The organism is Marinagarivorans cellulosilyticus, assembly GCF_021655555.1.
GTDB classification, from domain to species: Bacteria; Pseudomonadota; Gammaproteobacteria; order Pseudomonadales; family Cellvibrionaceae; genus Marinagarivorans; species Marinagarivorans cellulosilyticus.
Window position 1 is genome coordinate 2908605 of the sequence record NZ_AP023086.1, and the last position, 22310, is coordinate 2930914.

Here is a 22310-nt window from a genome sequence, read left to right on the forward strand (position 1 = left end):
CTCCACTCAGTCGTCAGGGGGGTACTTTATGGCCTAGGGTGGCATGTATGCAGGCAAGGCGGGCGATTTTCCTGCCCCCGCGTTCAGGAAAGATTACTATTTCTACAAACGTCATTAATGATAAATGACGGGGTACCCTTTGGTTGGAATGCGTCAAAAAAAAGTCGCTGAGTATAGGCTGTTTCATGAAAGTTTGTAAAAGTCATTTTGTTGGATCTTTGAAATCATTTTTTACCACGTGTGCTTTACTCGTCTGGTAAATATCATTTCATTTCTTTTCGCTGTTAAATTTAGAGTGGCTGAATGTAAGCCTGGTTACTTTTGAATATTAATAACTTGTTAGAACTAATTGGTTATATGCGGCAAATTTAAACAGTTGTATTAAGAATTTCGGTCTAAGGTTTTAGCTGGTGTTGATAGAAGTTGTACCGCCAACCTTTTTACCGGCTGCGTTTAAGTGGTGAACAGGTTGACGGTGTTGCTTCACTTTTTAACTGGCAGCAGGAGCGAATAATGAAATTGCTGAGCCGTGCGTTACCCTTAATGTTTACTGTTTACCTCGCAGGATGCGGAAGCTCCGGCGGTGATGACGAACCCATTGTCGCGCGTAGCAGTACGCCCGCCAATGCTGGTAATTCTTCTAGCGCGGCATTGAGCTCTAGCGAGCCTGCGGCCACAAGTAGCGTTACTGTCAGCTCTAGTAGTGTTGCCAGTTCTAGTAGCGCTATAAGCTCTGTGCCTGCACCGGCTAGTAGCAGTGATGCTGCTAGTTCGAGTAGCGAAGCCAGTAATGATGCTCCCTCCAGCTCGAGCGTGGCAAGTTCTTCCATAGCAGCCAGTAGTGAAGCTAGTTCAGAAGCTGTGGCTGACAGCCCCGTGACGCTGCAAGGTAAAGTTACGACCTTCCCAACGGCGAGTACAGATTCTTCGTCTAACAAGGTGGGTGTGCAAAAAGCGGGAGGTATTGCGAATTACTACTCCAAGCTGCGAAGGGCTGGCGAAGAGGGCGCGAAATCGAATTTAACCAGTCAAGACATGGTAAATGCCCGCGCTTTAGTGTCGCTCTTTTTGTTAAGTGACACGGAATTTACAACACCTATCGCGACGGTAAAAACTGATGCTGATGGTGATTACCAAGTCCGAGCTAAAGATGTTAAAGGCTACCTAGTGCAAACCAATAAGGTTTCACAGGACGCATCGGATGACGAAATAATAGCTGCCTTCCGTTTGCTCGGAAAACTACAAGTTAGGGCCTTGGTGGTTAAAGAGGATAATGGGGTTCAGCGAGCTTTGGCGATTCAATCAATTGCTGACCCCGTGCCCCCAGAAGGGCAAGACCTGCCTGCTCCTGTTGCGGTTAATCCAATTGTGCACAGTGTTGTACGCGGCATTGTTAACCAAATTCGCGCGACAATTAATTCCTTAAAAGATATGGGTGTTGCGGCCGATGTTGTAGATCAGCTGGCAGCGACGGTTGTCGATAACGTTGCAGCAACGATTATTGATGTGGTTGCTGCCGCCGCCGATGACATTATTCAAATCCCTGAGGGGCAGTCTATTGAGTCTGTGGTTAAGGCTCAGGAAGATGAATTTGAAATTAATCTTCCTGCTGACGAAATTGAAAGCCTGAATGTTCTTGTGAGTTCCGAAGAGGAAGAACTCACAGAAGAACAAATTACTGGCCTTGAAGAGAATACTATAAAAGCCGAGGAAATTATTGCCCTGGAAGATAGTACGCTAGGTACTTCTTTGGGCAGCGAATCACAAGGCTTGTTATCGAGCTTGGATAGTGTGCTTTCTGAAAGTATCAATACTACAGTGGATGCCAAAATTGAAGAAGATGCTGCACTACTGTTTGGAGTGGGCGCGGAAGACCAAGCGGCATTAGACGCGAAGCTTGCTGAGCAAGCATTGCAAAAAGCGAAACAGTTAAAAATAGCGTTGCAGCGATTTTTCTTATCCATGGGCTTAGGTGTTGTGCTAGAGCAAAATGCTGCAGGTGATGCTGCGGTTGTTGCTTTAAACGTGCAAGCTCCGTTTTTCATTAGCAATTGTGAGCTGCCTGGTGGTCAGGGCTTTGGAGATCGTGGCATTCGGTTATTTAAAGTGGGTGCCGGCACGCTAGATGATGATAGTGAGTTTTCGGGAGTTAAGCCTGCTTGTGGCGAAACTGCTAGCGATAGCCGCCCAGTTGCGCAAGCGCTATCTGAGGTGGCCGCTGCGCTGCCGAGCCAAGATGATATCGATGCTGCCTTTGAACGCATAGCACTTGATAGCGTAGCGAATTCTGTTGATGATTTTGTTGCATCGAAGGAAGACTACGAATTAATTGACCAAGTGCGCCTTTATCATGAATTGGATGGCCGCTTAAGTGCTGCTACTTTGGTGTCTGAGGCAGTGATTACTACGTTAGTGACTAATCGCGATGTAACAGTAAATATTGGTTATTTAGCAAAAGTGCTGGCCAATAATTTTAAGTGGGCGCGCGAAAAGGTTAATGTGACGCCAGAAGGGTTCCCTATTTTTACTGGTAGAACAGAGTTATTAGCAACGGGTGCTCGCACAGTAGAAAGCTCTGAACTCGTTCGAGCATTAAGCTTAACGTTGGCGGATGATCCAAGTGCGGCGGCCAAATTCTTAACTGAGCGCCTTAGTTTTTATGCGCAGTTTTCACCGGATGCTGTGCAGTCGGCTATCGAGCGCAAGCGCTATGAAAGCGGAGATAGCTTTGATGTTATAGCGGCACTAAGCAGTGTTTACCCCACCGTACCAGAAGGTTATAGAGATTTAGTCATAGGCGCTGTTAACGGGGCGGTTAATACACCTGGTGCACCAGCTTATCGCGTTGCTAGGGAGCGTGTTGCACGTGGCTTAACGTCTGCGGTGCCTAGTGTATTATTTGGTCAAACTTTGACAAGTGAAAGTGCTATTAATATTCGATCTGCACTTTTCTTTATGGATTTGATAATTAAAAGCGAATTCTTAATTGAAAAAGATAAAGGCTATTTTACCGCATTAAATTTGCCTGATATTGGTGAACGCTACGTTCCCAATTTTGAGAACTACAAATTTATGCGTCCTAACGACTCTGTTTCAATGGGTACGCTAGTTTCGTCTCTGTTAAATATTACTCAAATTGATAATGGTGAATTCTTCAAGTCTTTAAGTACTCTTCTTGCTGTAGGACTTAGTGATTTGCCTGTTATTCCTGAATTTAAAGAGCAAAATATAGAAGAGCTTGAGGCTGATTTAGGTGGGCGTGCTGAATTGGTTAGTGCTACATGTACTATCGAAAACTTTGATGGCACAGACCCTAGCGACAAAGGTCTAGAGCTTAATGTATTCCCTGTTGAGATCAATCCTGAAACGGGTGAGTTCTTTAAGGGCGATATATTGAGTGAAGTTACACTTAGCTCTGAAATAGTTGATGGTAGCGGTGCTGTTCGACGAACGTATACCATAAGTAGTATTCCGTCTAAGTCAGGTGATCAGTTTGGGCGTGATTATGTTATTCGACTAAAAATTCCTGGCTATCAAAATGAATTGCCAGAGTTATTTATCTTCGTCGATGGTTATGCTGAAAATATAAATCTTTGCGATGCACAATTCCCACTCTTTATTGGTCCAGATCAACAATTCGCAGCGATTCCAGGGCTTGGGTTAATGGCTGATCAAATGCGTTTTGACGGGGCGGGTAACGAAACGCCTGAAGGTGTGGATCTATCAAACTTCGAGCTACCGGGTGCGCCTGTCTATGTGTCTGGTTTCGAAGAGGAGCAAGCCTTGGGGCTTGCTGATTTCTACTTCGAGAGCGATGTTGCTGGCTATGTCTTAACTGGTGCGCAAGGTGTTGGTTTTGCGCCATTGTTTGGAGAATATCAAAATGGTCAATTAGTACTGTCTATTGAGGCTGATGCAGGCTTAGAGCCTTTGTTTGGTATGCACTCTATACAGAGTACTAACTTACGCGGCGTAGTAGAAACTTTACTGGCTAATGAATTACTGCTTGAGCCTGAAATTGCAATAGATAGTAACTTGGATAATTGGCAGTACGACCGTTTGTACTTAATGCGCGATCGTAAAGGCCTTTATTGGGTTATTGAATTACGTTTCTTAGACTTTTTTATCGAGCCTAACGGCGAAGAAGCTGGCTTTATTGATATTGGTTTTGCCGGTATCAGCAATGTAGGTAACTTAGACATTCCTGAGGCGGGCTTTGATGACTTTAGCGGCGCGCCAACCGATGGGGCGGATGTTAACTATGGTCCTATGTACAACTATATGGCTTATGGAGATTGGTTAGTTATAGAGTCGCCAATGGATTACGCCGGACCACACTTGTTGCCAGCAGAGCAATTAGCGTTTGGTGGTTCGCAAGACGACTATACACAGTTAGCGGCAGCAACTGATGGCATTGTGATTCGCTATGCCTCCGAGCATTTCGAGGAGAAAATTATATCGGCAAGTGACTTCGATACTGCATTTGGGAATCCTCCAGATTACAGTGCGATTCCTGTGCGTATAGATGCGGGTCGTGAGGGTATTACATTTGTTAATCTAAGTTTTAATAAACAAGATCGTAAATATGTGATGACACCTTCGCCCGAAAATGCGAAGAACTTTGTGACTAACCTTAAGCACAATAACATTATTGCGATTTTCGATAACAACGTTAACGACGGTGCAACGCCTGTTTACCTAGCGCGCGTGATTCGCGATAAACCTGCGGGCGATCCATGGGCAAACTTCGAACTGTCGTTAGAAATTGTACCGTTTATGCCTTCGGCCGATGGTGAAATAGGCCCTGAAGAGGTCGTATGTTTTGTTGAGGAAACGCGTCCATGCCCTAGCGATCAACCAAACCTTTATTTGTCGTCTGCATTAACAACTTCGGTAGGTGTGGTTTTTGATAGTGATTATGACGGCGTGCCCTTTGTTTTCGATCCTAACGATCAAGATCCTAATATCCCTGGTTCGCCAGTCGTTAATGCGCCAGAAAATGGTGATGGCGGCGGTAATGGGGAAGGTGTTAATGTTTTTGTCTTGGCTGAGTCTGTCGCCGATGTGGGAACCGTTAAGTCGTTCTTATTAGAGACGCATAATGTTTACCCCGGTGATATCAAAGCGGTTACTTTAAAAAGTGACTTGTTCGGTAGTGAATCTGACCAACAGGTTGTATTCACCTGTACACCGCCAAAACTTGATTCATCAACGGGCAATTTTATTGATTTTCAATGCTCTGCACGTGATTTAGCGGGTGATGTAACTATTACTCAGCACTCTAAAACGGGTGATCAAATTGCGTACCAGCTAATTGCGCCGGAAGCCACTTTGATTGAATTGGGTAACCGAGCCGATATTGAATATGTGGTGAGTTATCGCGCCCCGATAGATTTGAATGGCAATGCCTTTATGTGTGGCACAGAAGTGTGTCCTGCACGACCTAATTCAACGGGCAAATTAACCGTAAGAATCCCTACTACTGTGGCCGTTATTAGCGATATGCGCGTTACTTTGGGAACGGATGAGCCTAAAGATTTTGGTGGACTTACCTCGTTAGACGTTACGCGTGAATTTACTATGACTGGCGCCACTATTAAAGGGGCGAAAGAATACGAGCTTAACGTATTTTGTGCAGGCTCTTTACCTGGCGAAGACTTTTTGCCTGAAGAATATATGCACTTCTATGCGCCAGCATTTGACGCAGCAGGGCAAAGTGTACGACCAGAGTTCTTCCTTCAATTACCTTGGTTGGGCGGCCGCAGTTGCGACTTCACCTTAGAGGCAGCGTTAGAAAATGATGCCGGTGATTTTGTGGGTGTCAGCCTCTTGCGCTTTGACGATGTTGTTATCTCTGGCGGTGCTGGCAGTGGCGGCGACTTTGTTGATAACGAGATTAAAGTAGAGGTTGGACAAAGCTTGTGCTTATCTGCAAGTGATGGCGCTACCGTTGTTTCCAAAGAAAATTGCGATACAGATTCAACATTATTTACCCTACTTGATACGGTTGTTGATTCAGCGGCTGATGCTTCTGCCATTGTTGAATTAGGTGAAAATGTTACTGAAGCTTTTGCCGATGGCAGCCGTAAAGACCTTACTGGCGGACGCTTAACAGCTAATGCAACCGTAACATTCAACGTTAACCTTGACGTACCAGAAGATGTCGATATTGAAGCGCCTACATGCGGTGTTATTTCGGGTGATGAATTCTCGAATACCTGTTTCGATCACGATGTAACGGATGTTTTAACAGAGTTCTTTGTTGTTTCACCAGAGGGCGATAGCTTGATGCTGGCGGATGCCTTGCCTATTGATCTTCAATTTGCCGGTGGCGAGTTGTTGGATTTAAGCGGTGAAATCCCATTAACTTCTTCAGGCTTTTACGCGCTTGTTGATCCGCTTAATGGTGAAAAGATTATGGAAATTGGTGTTGATGCATTTATTGATGCAGACGGTGCCTCAGAAGTATTTGCTCACTTCACATTAACCGCTGGTGGTAATGAATATCATGGTGAAGGCGATAATACACTCGACTTATCGTCTCCTGGTTATTTATTTGTATCGCATAATAGTGGTCAACCTGTCGATTTTGATATTCGTTTTGTTCGCGATGGCGTTATAAAACTCGCATGGTTCATGCCGCCGCCACGCAAAGCATTGGAAGGTGAACATGATATCGATGGCGATGGTAATACTGATATCACGTTGAGCTACAGCGCTGAATTACGGGACTGGAGTTTTGTATTCACGGATGCCGCTAAGCGTGTTGAGTACTTTGGTTTTAATGGCCCTGAAGTGTTAGAGGCAGAAACTGACGGTTCTTATAGTGCAACAATTGCAGAGGATACAGGCTTTGCTGATTTCATGGTGGTGCTCGATAACACGCAGTATCAGCTGTATGTGCAGTTCGAGCATGATGGTCAAGGTTTCTTAGAGTGGTTTGAAATCTATGGTCAGCCAACGGACCCAGGAGGTAACCCCGGCGAGTGTTATGACTGCCCTCAGTCTTTATTTGAGTTTGTTTTTAAAGACGGGCATCCGCTATCGTTATTTGATGGCGGCGACCTTGGGTTAAACACTGATGATAACGGTGCCGCATTGCTTAACTTTGAAATAGTGGGTGATGAAATAGTTATTACTCTTGCTGATGGAGTTTCCACAGAGGCTTACTTAGGCTTTTATGATTTTGAGCTTGGAGAATATATTGAAGGCGCTAGTACATCGATCCCGCTAGGGCAGGGCGCATTACAGTTTATTAGTTTCGATAATAATGGCGTTTTGTGGGATCTAGAAGTTTTCGACACCGGGTTCGATGTTGTGGTTCGTGTTTTTGAAGGTTATCAACCGCCCACTGACCCACATTACCCAGAGCCAGAGAAGCGTGATACCGATAGGGATGGTTGGTTTGACCGCGAAGATAATTGTGTAATCGTACCCAACGAAGACCAAATGGATACTGATGGAAATGGTTTGGGCGATGCGTGTGAAGCTGTTGGCCCTGAGATTGACGGCATATACATGGCAGAGCTTACGCAGCAAGAAGGCAGTGAAGTGTTTGATGAAGACACAGGCGCCTGTGTTATTGCTGATGATGAGCGTTTGCTAATCGCTGTGCATTCTATGGGTTCTCAATTATTTATCCATGAAGTGGGTGATGATCCAATGGATGGCCTTCACGGTGTGATGGCAGCTGATGGTAGCTTTAGCGTGATGGGCGGCGACGCCTTTTATAGCGCGGGTGGCTTTTATGATGTTACCAACGGCACTTTCAGCTTTGATTTTACCGAGACAGAATACCCATATGGCTATGACGAAGGCTACTCATCTTCTTTTGATGATGGCAGTTCGGTCGCTAGTACTGATGCGCAATCGGGCGATGGGCAAGTAGCCGAAACAGAATCTTCTGCTGACCCATCTTCTGCTAGTGCAGGCGCTATAGGCTGTACCGAGAGTGTTGCTGTTTTTGCTTATGGCCCTGATGCGGTTAATGAGCAAGCGGTATTCACTAACGGTGGCGTAACTTGGTTTGATTATGATTTGCGCGAAGACTTTGGTGCTGTATCACTGGATGTAGATTACGGGATTGTGCTGGATAATGTGCCTGAAGAGACATTCTATTGGGACTTTGAAGCACAAGCATGGGTTGATGGCGAAATCGACCTCGAATATTTCGTCACTGATACAGCGATTGTGCCTTCTGATGACCTTTACGCTATAACCGGTTACGGCGCTGAAGGCGAAGTGGGTGTATTACAGCCAACCTCTAACGGCCAGTGGGTCGAGAACGTTCAAACACTTGTAGAGCTAGAGGCGTTTGATATTAGTGGTATGGCGATTGAGAATGTTGTAGGACCTTTGGCTAATGGGACGTCTAACGAAGTCTTCTCAGACGGTGCAATGGCTTATATCACCACCTTGACCGCTGAAAGTACGAGCTACAGCTTCGATTGCGATCACCATCAAGAAGCTGATATTACGTTAGTGTGTAATAACAGTTTTGTTATCGACTGGCTTGAGGATGTTGATGGCAATATTGATCCGATCTTAGCTGCAAGTCTTGATGATTTGATAGCAATGTCTTCAGATATGGATATGTCTGAGTCAGAGGCTGATAGCTCAAATGGGGCTTCATCGTCTGCCGCTGCTGATGCCACCATGAAAACGATGGCCGATGAAAATGGCATGGCTATGACAGGTGTGTATGTGGGGCGTGGTTTTGATGAGTATGGCGAGTTTAGCATTCATGCGCATATAACCAGTGACGATGGCACAGCACTTGGTGCTAATTTGATGGTGCATTATATCGCGCATTATCACTACGATTACGGCATGCCGCCGATGGTTATGGCCACTGGTGATGCAATGTTGGAAGTACGTGGTGACATCGAGCTGATTAGTTTCATTTACCCTAGTGAGTTAGTCGACGAAATAGAGGCTCGCGACAATGGCGGCTTTATTTTAGTTGAGTCTGAACTTGACCAGATGCCACTTGTACGCCGCGGAAGTATAGAGCTTGCTGGCGAAGAGGAAATGGCATTGACATTAAATGTCGTCGCTCGTGAAGATATTATTGTGGACTTTGCTTTAACGTTACCTGAGCCTTCCGAGCCTAATTGCGACGCCTACCCAGAAGATTGCTATCCACCTGAGTACTGTGATCCTGCGCTTGAGGATTGCTACCCCCCAGAAGACTGTGACTCAACTATGGCCGATTGTTATCCGCCCGAAGGTTGCGACCCCAGAACTGAAATGTGCGAGCCACCTAAAGATTGTGAGCTAACTGCTGAGGGCTGCTATCCATCAGAAGGTTGTACTGATGGCTCTGAGGATTGTGCTCCACCAATGCCTATGGCTATCGATTTTGACGATGATGGTTTGTTCGGGCGGGAAGATAATTGCGTATTGGTGTACAACCCTGAGCAAGAAGATACTAATGAAAATGGTATTGGTGATGCTTGTGAGTCTGTAGGTTTTGAAATCTCTGGTGTTTATCTCGCGACATTAGCGCCTGCAGAGGGTAGCGAAGAATACGACGAAGAGACCGCTAGCTGTGAAGCGGCAGAAGGGCATAAATCGTTATTGTTTGTAGAGACTGTAGGCTCACAACTCTTTATTCACCCTGAAGGGGCCGACCACAAAATCCATGCGCTGTTATTTGACGATGGAAGTTTTGAGATTATTGATCGCGAAAATTTTGTGGCTAGCGGTGAATTCTATGATTCAACTGAAGATGTTTTAGGTTTTGATTTTACTTCGACTTCAGGTGAAGAAGCTGTAGAGCTTTGCACTAGCAGAATGTCGGTTAACGCTTTGCCACCTGTCGCTATTAATGAACAGGATGTTGTATCGGTTGGCGGTATTAACTGGTTCTGGTCTGATGGTGGTTCTGCTGCAGGCTACTTTGATGTTGATTATGGCGTTATCACGGATGATGGACTTGAAGAGTCTTTCTCTTGGGATTACGAAACAGCAGCATGGATTGCCTGGGATAATTCGGATGCAGAATATTTCTTAACGATCAACGGCGTTGTGCTTTCTGACGATCTTAATCAAATTACTGGCTATGGCGAAAATGGCGAGCTAGCAACTTTGCAGCCAACGTCTTTTGGTAGCGGTATCGAAGGAGTAACACGTACCGTTGAACTTGAAGGCTTTGATATTTCGGGTATGCAAATACGTGATGTTGTGGGTGATATTGCCAAAGGGGTTGCGCATGATGCAGCGTTTTCTGATGGCGCAATGGCTTATGTTACCGAGCTGACTACTGATGCAACAGCCTATATGTTTGAGTGCGATCAGCTGTGGGATAGCTGGAGCCAAGATAATCTAGTATGCGCAAACGGTGTTGTGCTTGATTGGAACGATGAAACTAGCGCTGATGGTGATATGACCACTACATGGGAGGTGCCTGTGCTAGCGGAGAGTTTGGCAGAGTTAGTATCGGCTGAAGATCTGTTTAGTTATGACTTGCCGAGCATTATGTTGGGCGAGCATTACGATGGTGAGGTTCATTCATCGATAGAGGTCATTATCACTAGTCTCGATGGCACGGTTATGGGAGAGGGCTTAACAGCTAACTACGTGCATTTTATGAATGACAATGGCGAAGAAACTGCCGAGTTAGTCGCTGCTCAAGCTTTAGCTGTCTCTTATGTTGGTAATACTGAAGTCATAGAGCTGACCCACCCTGAGGATATTAAAGAGCTGTTAGAACACGAGGCGAGCGCTATTTTTGTCGATAGCACAGAAGAGGATATGCCTGTCGTTCGCCTTGCCAATGTCTCTTTTGCCGGTGATGTAGAAATGGCGCTCACTTTTAACGCTATAGCGCGTGATGATGTAGTGCTGGGTTTTTACCTATCTATGGAAGGCGAGCCTTGTGACTCTACGAGTGGTGATTGCATGCCACCTGAAGATTGCGATCCTATGACAGAAGACTGCATGCCACCTGAAGATTGCGATCCAATGACAGAAGACTGCATGCCACCTGAAGATTGCGATCCTATGACAGAAGACTGCATGCCTCATGAAGATTGTGATCCAGCGGTTGAGACTTGTACTCCGCCAGAGGACTGTGACCCTGCGGTTGCGGACTGTATGCCTCCTGAAGATTGCGATCCAGCGGTTGAGACTTGTACTCCGCCAGAGGACTGTGACCCTGCGCTTGAGGACTGCACGCCCCCAGAAGATTGCGATCCGATGACAGAAGATTGCATGCCTCATGAGGATTGTGATCCAGCGGTTGAGACTTGTGCTCCGCCTGAGGATTGCGACCCTGCAGTTGATGAGTGCGCGCCACCTTCAGTTGGTGATGCTGAGCAAGGTAAGCTTGAGTATGACGCCAAGTGCGCTCATTGCCACGGTGCTGACGGAACTAGCCAGTTTTCTTCCTTTGAAAACTCAATCATTGTGCCTTTGCGAGAAGCCTATATGGATATGAGTTTTTTGGTGGAATACAACGCGACGCAAATGCCTTTTGGTACTGCTTCAACTTGCATTGATAAATGTGCAGAGGACGTCAGTGCTTATGTTATGGCATTAAATAATGTTGGTACTCCTGGTGGTGGGGTGAGTGCCGGTTTCCCCATGAAGTTGGCTGTTAGCTCACCACTCGCTTCAGTGGAGGTTCAAACTGATGCTCAGGCATCACAAAAAGTTCGCCACGCTTTAGATATAGAAATGCTGCTAAGTACTGTGCTTGCTTCGCCCAGTGCATTGGCAAATTACTTAGATGTAGCGGATTTTTTCCGCACTGCGCAAAATGCGCAGGATTGTTATGGCCCAACCTTAAACTATGAAGAGCACCCCGATGGTACGGCCGGTAATAGCGGGCAGCTGCCATCTGGTGATTTAGGTATTTGGCGTGAAACTATGCCGGATGATAACGATGATGGTGTCGAGGAAGCGTGTGCTGCAGCTCAATTAAACGCACAAATGGATGCGGTTGAAAGCCGTTCTACCATGGCGCTAGCTGTTCTTGCGGCAATGAAGGCGAATTATGATGCAACGGGTGATGCGGATATTAGTGCCGATTTACCGGTAGGTATGGATTCTAGTGGCGTTGATTTTTCAGTGGAAGAAATTGACGATGGCACTTTATCTTCCTACTACATAACGTTATTAGCCGACTACAACGACGATGGGGTTGATGAGGAGGTTTCAATAACGTTGCTTCACGAACAGGATGAAACTTCAGAGCACGCGTACGAAGGTTTATTAACACTTGAGATTAAAGACACTTTTAATGGCGGTAATTGCGGTATGGGTGAAAACGATGTCACTCGCTATACCTCTGTCCATTATGTGAAAAATGCTGAAACCGATTTACGCTTGCAAAGCCGAGAAGCGCAGTTCTGCGGTAATGCGGATGATGATAGCGTTACCCACGGTGCATTTTCCGAATCGGTGCAGGGGCAAAGTGTTTATGTCACGGGTTTTGTACTATCCCCATTAGCGGATTGGTCTGATAACTTTAGTGTCTTTACCGCGGCTTATGACCCAACAGCCGCAGATGGCGAATTAGATGGTCGCTACACCTATACGTGGCAAGCAGGGAATTTTGATAGTCATGCTCGTATATTGGATGTGGGTTTAAGTGCTGGAGTTGCAGGGGAGTCTTGGTTTGGTTATGGCAATCGTGTTCAGGATGTGACTGCCGTTAATGAATTCGGCATTATCGGTGGCTTCATTTGTAACTGGGCGGGCCCTAATGGTGATCATACGCTAATGGATTATGCTCAGCGTCAGCACTTATCGCTGGATACTACGGCGGGTATTTACACCGTGAACGACAATGGCTCGTCTTCCAATATCACTTATGCGCCAACTAATAGTTGTGAATACGATGGTACCGGCAGTTTCATTTATGACCGTGACTTAGATGGTGATATATTCAATGAGACTACGGATACACTGATTGTTGATGATGGCGCCACTTTATCACTCGATTTACTTGCGGTAGATCACCCTGGCGACTTTACTGGAGATGTTGATGCGGCGAATGACGTCCCTGATATTTGGGAAGTGATTACGAATGCTAGAGGCTTTAGCTTACCGGCGTATCCTGCTACTCCATAATAAAAATAAACATAATACTGCTGGCTAAGCTAGCGTACGGCGACGGTAAAGAACCTATTTTTAAGGGTTAGGTTCTTTACCGTTTTTTTATGCCTGTCATAGTGGTGATTTCAATGGCATTTAACATCATAGCTTAACGCACTTGCCTGTGTGGTTTATGCCCTTAAAGGTTCTTAGGGCATCTCTAAAAATGCACTTTTTCCGCAATAGCGGCTTACAGGTTTTCGCTCCTCGACATTCAGCTCCTGCGCCGTTCTAATAAGGTGCTTCCTGCACCGATGCGTCGCTCTACCTCCTGAATCCATTCAGTCGTCCGGGCGGTGCTTCCTTGCTCTCACAAAAAAATTACTATTTTTAGAGATGCCCCTTAGATAAATTGGAGCTATTCAGCCATAAAAAATATAGCTCACTCGGAGGGCTGGTTGATTGTTTTCTAGGCATTTATGCGTCGGGATCGCATTCATAGCGCCCAGCCCCAGCAAGGGTGCGTGGGGGTAGACTTTGCAGGAACACGAAGTCGTTGATGGCTTGAGCGGCCCAGAAAATGATCAGTTTGCCGACCTATTTGAGTACGGCTGAATAGTTACGATACATTTATTTTTGCATCATCGCCTGTATAAACAAAGCCTAGTGAGTGTGCGGCTTGAGCATGGTGTGTTTCGTGTTGGCAATGGCGACTTCGTCTTTCGCGGCTTTACAAATCTGCGCTTCTAAATGTTGCATTTCACACTGTAAGGCAATGGCTTTTGCACTTTTAAGGTTGTTGTAGTCAATTTCATAAAGTACCCAGTTCTTGTAAGCGCTAGCGAGGTTTTTTTGGGTTTGGCTAATGTCGCTGGGCAAGTAGGGTTGTGCCAAATAATCCTCTAAGGTAGCAACCGCGTCTGGCCATGATTGGCTATTCCAGTAAAACTTAGCCCATTGGTTGTAGAACCATTCGAGTATTTGAATGAATTGCGGGTGGTCGCTAATGATCATTTCGATTGCTGTAATGGCATCTAGGCCACTGTCAAAGTCTTCTTTGGATACTGTATTTTTGAGTAGCGTATTTAAAGCATCGACACTGCGGTTTTTAACTCGTGATAAGCGCTCATCGGTATAAGCTAGATTATTTGCTCTATCAATCGCATTAAGCGTCGCGTCTAGATCAAGCCGCTGGGAGTAAGCTTCAATAGCTAATAAGTGCAACCAAAAAAAACTATTTTGCAGTTGTTCGTTATGGCTGAAGCTTGCGGTATCGAGTGATAGTTGTTCTAGCACGGTTTCGAGTAAGCGGGTTAGGTCTTGCCATTGCTTCTTTTCGGCCAATGCCGAAGCTTCGGTTGTGTAGTAGTGCATACGGTTGATTTGCGCGGGCTCGTGGCGCGGGTCGATGAAGGCGCTTATTTCGGCAAGCCGGCCACGATCGACGTCATTCATTCGGTTAGGGTGTGTATGCTGGTGCAGCATATTGCGAGTACCCAGCTGCCAAAATGGAATGAGCTCGCGGTTTAGGTAATCCTCGTAGGTCGATGGCGCTAAACCTCGTGGGTTGAACCAAGCTTCGGCGGCACGTTGGTAAAACTCTGCGTCGTGGTGCTTGTCGTAGCCCTTTGGGCTGGTGGTTTCAACTTCGGCGCTTTTGCCATCATCAAAATCGAGCTGAATAAAGGCGTGAGACGGCAGCATTACGCCACGGCCGTTGAAATTTAAATGGCGCGCCAAAACAGCGTATAACAAGCTTGAGCTAATGCAGTTAAACGTGTGTTGTTGAAATATTCCGGTCAGTGCCGATTGATCTAAATCGTAGTTGTTAGGTGGCTTATTGTTGGCTTGTTTCTCATTATCGGAGGATGTTTTTTTGGGGTTAGGAGCTTTGAAAAAAGTATGGTGCATAGCCCCATTTAATAGCTCGCCTTGTTGCCAAGGGTCTAACATACCATCGGTGCGCGTTTGCAGGGTGTTTATAAATGTGTCGATTTGTTTTTTGATGGCGAGGTAATCATCAACGGAATATCGCCCTGAGGCCATAATGTAAAGTGCCAATAAGGCATCTGGGTCGCCGGCTTCGGCGGCGTGACGCTCGCCGACGGTCTGACGCTCAAAGAACGATAGTGGGCTCCAGATCGGATAAGGGTTTTGCCCGAACTCGGTACGGTTAAGTGCTTGGGCTTGGCCAACATGGGTTAGTAGCAGCGCCAGCCACAGAAGTAAGTGGCGTTTTAATCGTGATGGAGGAACAGAAAGGGTCATGTTGATGCCGTTTTGCGTCTTAAACAGAGGGCTAGTTGCCTACTTTAGGCGCTAATGATCAGTGATTGTTTGGGCTGTCTGTACAGCTTGACACTTTTGGCGCGTAAAAGTTTGTTTTGACTGATGATAATGACGGTGCTTATACCTGTTATTTCACCGCTGTACCCGCTACAATGCCGCCGTTTTTACCATTTGTCACAAATTTCTACCTTTGGAGCCTCTATGTCGTCTGTAAATAAAGTTGTTCTGGCTTATTCGGGTGGTCTTGATACCTCCGTTATTGTTCGTTGGCTTCAAGAAACCTACGGTTGCGAAGTGGTTACGTTTACCGCTGATATTGGTCAGGGTGAGGAAGTAGAGCCTGCGCGCGCCAAAGCAGAGGCCCTTGGCGTTAAAGAAATCTACATTGATGATTTGCGTGAAGAGTTTGCGCGCGATTATGTTTTCCCTATGTTCCGCGCTAACGCAATTTACGAAGGTGAATACTTATTGGGTACGTCTATTGCGCGCCCTTTAATCGCCAAGCGTTTAATCGAAATTGCCAACGAAACCGGTGCCGATGCCATCTCTCACGGTGCAACGGGTAAAGGTAATGACCAAGTTCGTTTTGAGTTAGGTGCTTATGCGCTAAAACCCGGTGTAAAGGTTATTGCGCCTTGGCGCGAGTGGGATTTAACCAGTCGTGAAACCTTAATGGCTTATTGTGAAAAGCATAATATTCCCGTCGATTTCAATAAAAAGAAAAAGTCGCCTTATTCAATGGATGCAAATTTACTGCATATTTCATACGAAGGCGGTGTTTTAGAAGAGCCTTGGGCTGAAGCCGAAGAAGATATGTGGCGCTGGAGCGTGTCGCCAGAGAATGCGCCGGATGCCCCTGAGTATATTGAAGTTAGTTTCGAGAAAGGCGACATTGTTGCCATCAACGGCGAAGCTATGAGCCCTGCAACTGTAATGGAAACGCTAAATACGCTTGGCGGTAAACACGGTATTGGCCGTTTGGATATTGTTGAAAACCGTTATGTGGGTATGAAGTCGCGCGGCTGTTACGAGACACCAGCCGGTACCATTATGATAAAAGCGCACCGTGCGATTGAATCAATCACACTGGATCGTGAAGTTGCGCACCTTAAAGACTCCCTAATGCCTAAATATGCCGAATTGGTATACAACGGTTACTGGTGGAGCCCAGAGCGCATCATGCTGCAAAAAGCCATTGACGAGTCTCAAACCAATGTTAATGGCGATGTAAGGCTGAAGCTGTATAAAGGTAGCGTAAGTGCTGTGGGCCGACGCTCTGAGCAAAGCTTGTTTGATGAAAAGATTGCCACTTTCGAAGATGACGCGGGTGCTTATGATCAAAAAGATGCTGAGGGTTTCATTAAATTGAATGCCTTGCGTATGCGTATCGCTGCTCAAAAAGGCCGTAAACTCTTTTAATGTATTAGGTAGACAACCATGAAAAAATTAATGAGCGCTATTGTAGCTACATCATTATTGGCATCTGCTGCTTATGCCGCCGAACCCAAACAAACTAAAAAAGTGCGCCCTACGTACAACTACGCGGGCATTAAATATTTTGCGCAGCGTTTAACCGACTATGATTGCTCTCAAGACGGTTTGTTTGTGGATGGTTCTTTCGATATTAATGGTCAAGTGTTTGCTCGCGGTAGCTTGGGCGATGTTAACGGTGATAGCTGTGGTTCAACCTCTTTATCTGCCAGTGTGGGGTACCGTTCTGCATGGGGCGAGGCTTCTCACCTATATGGTGTTGCGGGTTTTACTGATGTGTCGCCTGATTCGGGTTCAGGAGATACAGGCTTAGTTATTGGTGGCGGCATACGCGGTTATATTGTACCGGGTATTGAAGGCTACTTTGAGGTTGATTATTCAACGTTAAACGATGGTGATTTAACCGCTAAAGTGGGCGGTGCGTACTGGTTTAATGGTAACTTCTCTGCAACTGCAGATATTGGCTTTGGCTCTGATCAGCGCTCTTTCGCCATAGGCGGACGAATGGCTTTTTAAACTTAAATAGGCTTTGCTTTGATTTTTATCAAAGTAAAGCCTTGCGAGTTGGTTAAGCTAGTGATGTTTTGCTTTTTAGATTGAAATAATAAAGCCTTTGCTTATTGCTACGGGCTTACATTTTATGGACTTTAGGTATGCACCTGTAACGCATCAAGAAAATATGCGGCAAAACCTACGGTTTCCACTATCTTAAATGTATTTTTATGCTGCTTTGCAGCTGATACCTTTTTTGCTTTTAATTTTAAACTTGGGAAAATCCTATGAGTAGTCATTCGGCGCACGCGTCCGAGGCACCTGCTTACAATTTCGATATTGTACGGTCGTTTTCATTAGCGACAATACTGTGGGGAATTGTCGGTATGGGAATCGGCGTTTTGATCGCTGCACAACTAGTGTGGCCAGAGCTTAATAACATTCTGCAGCCTTACAGCCACTTTGGCCGGTTGCGCCCACTACACACCAATGCCGTAATTTTTGCTTTTGGTGGTTGTGCGTTATTTGCGACGTCTTACTATGTGGTGCAGCGCACGTGCCAAGCTACATTATTTGGCGGCCCACTTATTGCGTTTACTTTTTGGGGGTGGCAACTAGTTATCGTGGCTGCAGCGATCACGCTACCGATGGGTTATACCTCGGCCAAAGAGTACGCAGAGCTTGAGTGGCCCATCGATATTCTTATTACCCTAGTTTGGCTAGCTTATGGTGTAGTTTTCTTCGGCACTATTGTTAAGCGCAAAACTTCGCATATTTATGTTGCCAACTGGTTCTTTGGCGCATTCATTATTACCGTCGCCTTTTTGCATATTGTGAATAGCATGGCTGTGCCGGTTTCCTTTATGAAGTCTTACTCGGCTTATAGTGGCGCAATGGATGCCATGATTCAGTGGTGGTATGGCCATAACGCCGTAGGGTTTTTCTTAACGGCAGGTTTCTTGGGCATGATGTATTACTTTGTGCCTAAGCAAGCTGGGCGTCCTGTTTATTCGTACCAGTTGTCTATTGTGCACTTTTGGGCGCTAATTTCTTTATATGTTTGGGCCGGTTCGCACCACCTTCACTACTCTGCATTACCTGATTGGACCCAAAGCCTAGGCATGGTGATGTCTTTAATTCTACTAGCGCCTTCGTGGGGCGGTATGATTAACGGCATGATGACTTTGTCTGGTGCTTGGCATAAGTTAAAGACCGATCCAGTATTACGCTTTTTAGTGGTTTCTTTGTCGTTTTACGGGATGAGCACATTTGAAGGCCCTATGATGGCGATTAAAACCGTAAATGCGCTATCGCATAATACAGACTGGACTATCGGCCACGTGCACTCAGGTGCGTTAGGCTGGGTAGCTATGATTAGTATCGGTGCTATTTACCACCTGCTACCGATTTTGGCGGGTCGTAAAGAAATGCACAGCGTAAAATTAATCAATGTCCACTTCTGGCTGGCAACGGTTGGTACCGTGTTATATGTCGCGGCGATGTGGGTGAATGGTATTGGTCAAGGCCAAATGTGGCGCCAGTTCAATGCTGACGGAACACTGACCTATAGCTTTATTCAGGCGGTAGAGTTTAGTCGCCCTGGTTATTTTGTGCGTTTCTTGGGTGGTGCATTATTCTTAAGCGGCATGGTGATTATGGCTTACAACGCTATTCGCACTATGAAGTTTGAAGTGCAGCCAGAAGAAACTAAAGCTACGCCTCAAGCGGCATAGGAGAGCGAGCATGAAAAATCACGATTTAGTTGAAAAAAATATTGGTTTAATGAGTGTGCTGATAGTGGTAGCGATTAGCTTCGGTGCCTTGGTGGAAATTGTTCCGCAGTTTTTCAGCCCAGAAACAACCCAGCCTATCGAAGGCCTTAAGCCTTTACCGGCTTTGGCGTTAGAAGGCCGCGATATTTATATCCGCGAAGGCTGCCATGTTTGCCACACCCAAATGATCAGACCATTACGTGCAGAAGTTGAGCGCTATGGTCATTATTCCGTGGCTGGTGAAAGTGTTTATGAGCATCCATTTTTGTGGGGCTCAAAGCGTACCGGGCCCGATCTTGCGCGGGTAGGGCAGCGTTATAGTGACGAGTGGCAGCGTGCGCACTTATATGACCCTCGCAGTGTGGTGCCTTTATCCAACATGCCTGCCTTCCCGTGGTTATTTGATAATAAGCTGTCGGGTGATGATACCGGCAAGAAGATGGCAGCTTTGCGCTCTGTTGGTGTGCCTTACACCGATGAAGATATTGCGGGCGCCAAAGCCGCTGTGCAGGGGCGTACTGAAATTGATGCTCTCGTTGTTTACTTGCAGCAGTTGGGTACGCTGCTGACACATAAGCGGTAGCTGCTGTGGATATCAACACTTTACGCAGCGTGGCAACCGTATTGGTTGCTGTAGCTTTTTTTGCGGTGTGCTGGTGGGCTTTTTCGCCTTCGCGCCGCAAGCAATTTGACGAGGCGGCGCAACTGCCTTTTGCGGATGAACCTAAGGCGCAGGGCGAAGACGCATCGCCATCATCTGCTGACGAGACTAAGAAATAGGGCTAACTACAATGATGAGTACATTCTGGAGTTTGTGGGTTATCGTATTAACCCTTGCATGCATAGCTTTGTGTACATGGGTACTTTTTGCGAATAAAAAAGTAGCCAAGCGAGACGATGCTGACGCAGAAAACAATACGACCGGGCACGTTTATGACGGTATTGAAGAGTATGACAACCCTCTGCCTAAATGGTGGTTTCAGCTTTTCGTGGGTACCATTATCTTTACAGCAATTTATTTGGTTTTGTACCCAGGGCTAGGGAATTGGAAAGGTATTTTGGGTTGGACAAGCACAGGCGAGCTGGCGGCAGCACAAGAAAAGGCGCGCGAGCAATATGTTGATAGTTATGATGCGTATAGCAAAATGAGCGTCGAAGAGCTTAGCCAAAACCCTGAAGCCATGAAAATGGGAGTTCGCTTATTCGCCAATAACTGCGCAGTTTGTCACGGTGCTGATGGCGGCGGTAACTATGGTTTCCCTAACCTTACGGATAATGACTGGCTGCACGGCGGTACGCCTGATCACATTAAAGCCTCTATTGTTAACGGCCGTAATGCAAATATGCCAGCTTGGGGGCCAACGATTGGTGAAGAGGGCGTTGCCGCCGTGACTGAGTATGTTTTGAGTTTGTCGGGCTTAGAGCACGATGCGACTTTAGTGCCTGCGGGTAAAGAAGTGTTTGGCACTATTTGTACTACTTGCCACGGCGCTGACGCTAAAGGCAGTATCGCAATGGGTGCACCTAACTTAACTGATGATGTTTGGCTTTTCGATAGCAACCGTGAAACCATTGCGGGCACTGTGCGCAATGGCCGAGTTAATCGTATGCCTGCACAAAAAGACTTGTTAAGAGACGATAAAATTCATCTTTTAACAGCTTACGTTTATAGCTTGTCTCATTAACTTGAAAAGGTGCGCTTAGCGCGCCTTTTTTATAAAAGCTACGCGAAGTGCTAATACATTTCTTCTCGCCCTCGCCCATAGTCTTGTCTACCAAAGGTGCTTTTAGTTGTCTCAATCAGATGAAAAAAACACGTCATCGAATAATGAAATTCGATATGTAAATCTGTACGAATCTGAGGCCAAAATATACACCCGCAAGGTTAAAGGCTTTTATCAGCGGTTGCGTCGGTATACCGGCATTCCACTATTGCTTGGTTTCTTATTGATGCCTTGGTTGGTCATCGATGGTCGCCCTGCGATGTTATTCGACCTTTCTGAACGTAAATTTCATATTCTATTAGTCACATTTTGGCCTCAGGACTTCATGCTATTAGCATGGACTTTAATCATTGCAGCCTTTGCATTATTTACTGTGACAGTGACTGTGGGGCGCGTTTGGTGCGGCTTTACCTGCCCCCAAACGGTTTGGACATTGATGTTTATTTGGGTCGAGGATTTGTGCGAGGGTGATCGCAATAAACGCATAAAGCTCGATAAACAGCCTTGGAGTGCTGAAAAGCTTGTTCGTAAAGGGGGTAAACACAGCCTCTGGTTTTTGATTGCCTTTGTTACTGGGGCAACTTTTATTGGTTACTTTTATCCTATTCGCGATTTATTGGCGGGGTTTATTCCAACAATATCGTTAGATGGAATTGTTTGGGATACCCCTGCAGCCGCTATTTTTTGGACATTTCTATTTACCGCTTTTACCTATTTAAATGCTGGTTGGCTGCGTGAACAAGTCTGTAAGTATATGTGCCCTTACGCGCGTTTTCAGGCGGTGATGTACGATAAAGATACCCTGTACGTACAATATGATGCAGCGAGAGGTGAAAAAAGAGGGCCAAGGAAGCCTAAAGATGATTACAAAGCCCAAGGTTTGGGCGACTGCGTTGATTGCTCTTGGTGTGTTCAGGTTTGCCCTGTTGATATTGATATTCGTGATGGCGCGCAATACGAGTGCATTAACTGTGGTTTATGCGTAGATGCGTGTGATGCCATTATGGATAAAATGAATTACCCCAAAGGGCTAATTCGCTTTACCTCAGAAGATGAGCTAGAAACAGGAAAAACGCAGTTTTTAAGGCCTAGGCTCTTTGGTTATTTTGCGATAGTGCTCGTTATGATGTCGCTACTGAGCTACACAATTTACACCAGAAGTCCGCTTGGGGTTGATGTACTGCGTGATCGTAGCGCCCGAATGTACCGCATACAAGGTAAAGAAGTGCACAATGTCTATACCATTAATATTAATAATATGGATCGGCAAACGCATACCTACCGTATAGAGCTTGAAGGTGATTTACCTTATAGTTTAAAAAAATACCATGCGGTGCCGATAAGTGAAGGCGAGGTGTTTACTTTGCCCATACGCATAGCAGCGCCGCGGGCGGCAATTAAAAAAGAGAAACACGATTTAATTATTCGTATTATTGCAGAAGATAATCCGGCGCTAGTCGCAACTGAGTCAACAGTCTTTATGGCACCTAAAGCGAGATAG

At 45.9% G+C, this 22310-nt stretch carries 9 protein-coding genes; 8 read left to right on the forward strand and 1 reads right to left on the reverse strand.

What is annotated here, in order from left to right:
• Positions 1 to 513 precede the first annotated feature (513 nt).
• A complete protein-coding gene (locus tag MARGE09_RS11700; protein ID WP_236982105.1) occupies positions 514 to 13077 on the forward strand; it encodes a hypothetical protein in 12564 nt (4187 codons plus the stop codon).
• Positions 13078 to 13704: 627 nt separating this feature from the next.
• Here the strand turns inward: MARGE09_RS11700 and MARGE09_RS11705 are convergent.
• Entirely contained in the window at positions 13705 to 15309 is a 1605-nt protein-coding gene (locus MARGE09_RS11705) for a transglutaminase family protein (protein ID WP_236982107.1), read from the reverse strand.
• A gap of 222 nt (positions 15310 to 15531) precedes the next feature.
• Between MARGE09_RS11705 and MARGE09_RS11710 the strand changes: the two genes are divergently transcribed.
• From MARGE09_RS11710 to ccoG, 7 genes are all read left to right on the forward strand, one after another.
• The gene (locus MARGE09_RS11710) at positions 15532 to 16749 is read left to right on the forward strand and encodes an argininosuccinate synthase (RefSeq protein ID WP_236982109.1); all 1218 of its coding nucleotides are present in this window, start codon (positions 15532 to 15534) and stop codon (positions 16747 to 16749) included.
• Between the two features lie 18 nt (positions 16750 to 16767).
• Positions 16768 to 17337, forward strand: a complete 570-nt coding sequence (locus tag MARGE09_RS11715; RefSeq protein ID WP_236982111.1) for a hypothetical protein — start codon at positions 16768 to 16770, stop codon at positions 17335 to 17337.
• Positions 17338 to 17600: 263 nt separating this feature from the next.
• Positions 17601 to 19046, forward strand: a complete 1446-nt coding sequence (gene ccoN, locus MARGE09_RS11720) for a cytochrome-c oxidase, cbb3-type subunit I (RefSeq protein WP_236982113.1) — start codon at positions 17601 to 17603, stop codon at positions 19044 to 19046.
• Between the two features lie 10 nt (positions 19047 to 19056).
• Positions 19057 to 19668, forward strand: a complete 612-nt coding sequence (gene ccoO / locus MARGE09_RS11725) for a cytochrome-c oxidase, cbb3-type subunit II (protein ID WP_236982115.1) — start codon at positions 19057 to 19059, stop codon at positions 19666 to 19668.
• 5 nt (positions 19669 to 19673) lie between these two features.
• Entirely contained in the window at positions 19674 to 19865 is a 192-nt protein-coding gene (locus MARGE09_RS11730; protein WP_236982117.1) for a cbb3-type cytochrome oxidase subunit 3, read from the forward strand.
• Between the two features lie 14 nt (positions 19866 to 19879).
• Entirely contained in the window at positions 19880 to 20770 is an 891-nt protein-coding gene (gene ccoP / locus MARGE09_RS11735) for a cytochrome-c oxidase, cbb3-type subunit III (protein ID WP_236987360.1), read from the forward strand.
• A 106-nt stretch (positions 20771 to 20876) separates the two neighbouring features.
• Positions 20877 to 22310, forward strand: a complete 1434-nt coding sequence (gene ccoG, locus MARGE09_RS11740; protein WP_236982119.1) for a cytochrome c oxidase accessory protein CcoG — start codon at positions 20877 to 20879, stop codon at positions 22308 to 22310.

What these genes read in the sequence shown, in the direction of transcription:
- MARGE09_RS11700 (WP_236982105.1), top strand. Translation starts at nt 514, where the DNA reads ATGAAATTGCTGAGCCGTGCGTTACCCTTAATGTTTACTGTTTACCTC.
- MARGE09_RS11705 (WP_236982107.1), bottom strand. Translation starts at nt 15,309, where the DNA reads ATGACCCTTTCTGTTCCTCCATCACGATTAAAACGCCACTTACTTCTG.
- MARGE09_RS11710 (WP_236982109.1), top strand. Translation starts at nt 15,532, where the DNA reads ATGTCGTCTGTAAATAAAGTTGTTCTGGCTTATTCGGGTGGTCTTGAT.
- MARGE09_RS11715 (WP_236982111.1), top strand. Translation starts at nt 16,768, where the DNA reads ATGAAAAAATTAATGAGCGCTATTGTAGCTACATCATTATTGGCATCT.
- ccoN (WP_236982113.1), top strand. Translation starts at nt 17,601, where the DNA reads ATGAGTAGTCATTCGGCGCACGCGTCCGAGGCACCTGCTTACAATTTC.
- ccoO (WP_236982115.1), top strand. Translation starts at nt 19,057, where the DNA reads ATGAAAAATCACGATTTAGTTGAAAAAAATATTGGTTTAATGAGTGTG.
- ccoP (WP_236987360.1), top strand. Translation starts at nt 19,880, where the DNA reads ATGAGTACATTCTGGAGTTTGTGGGTTATCGTATTAACCCTTGCATGC.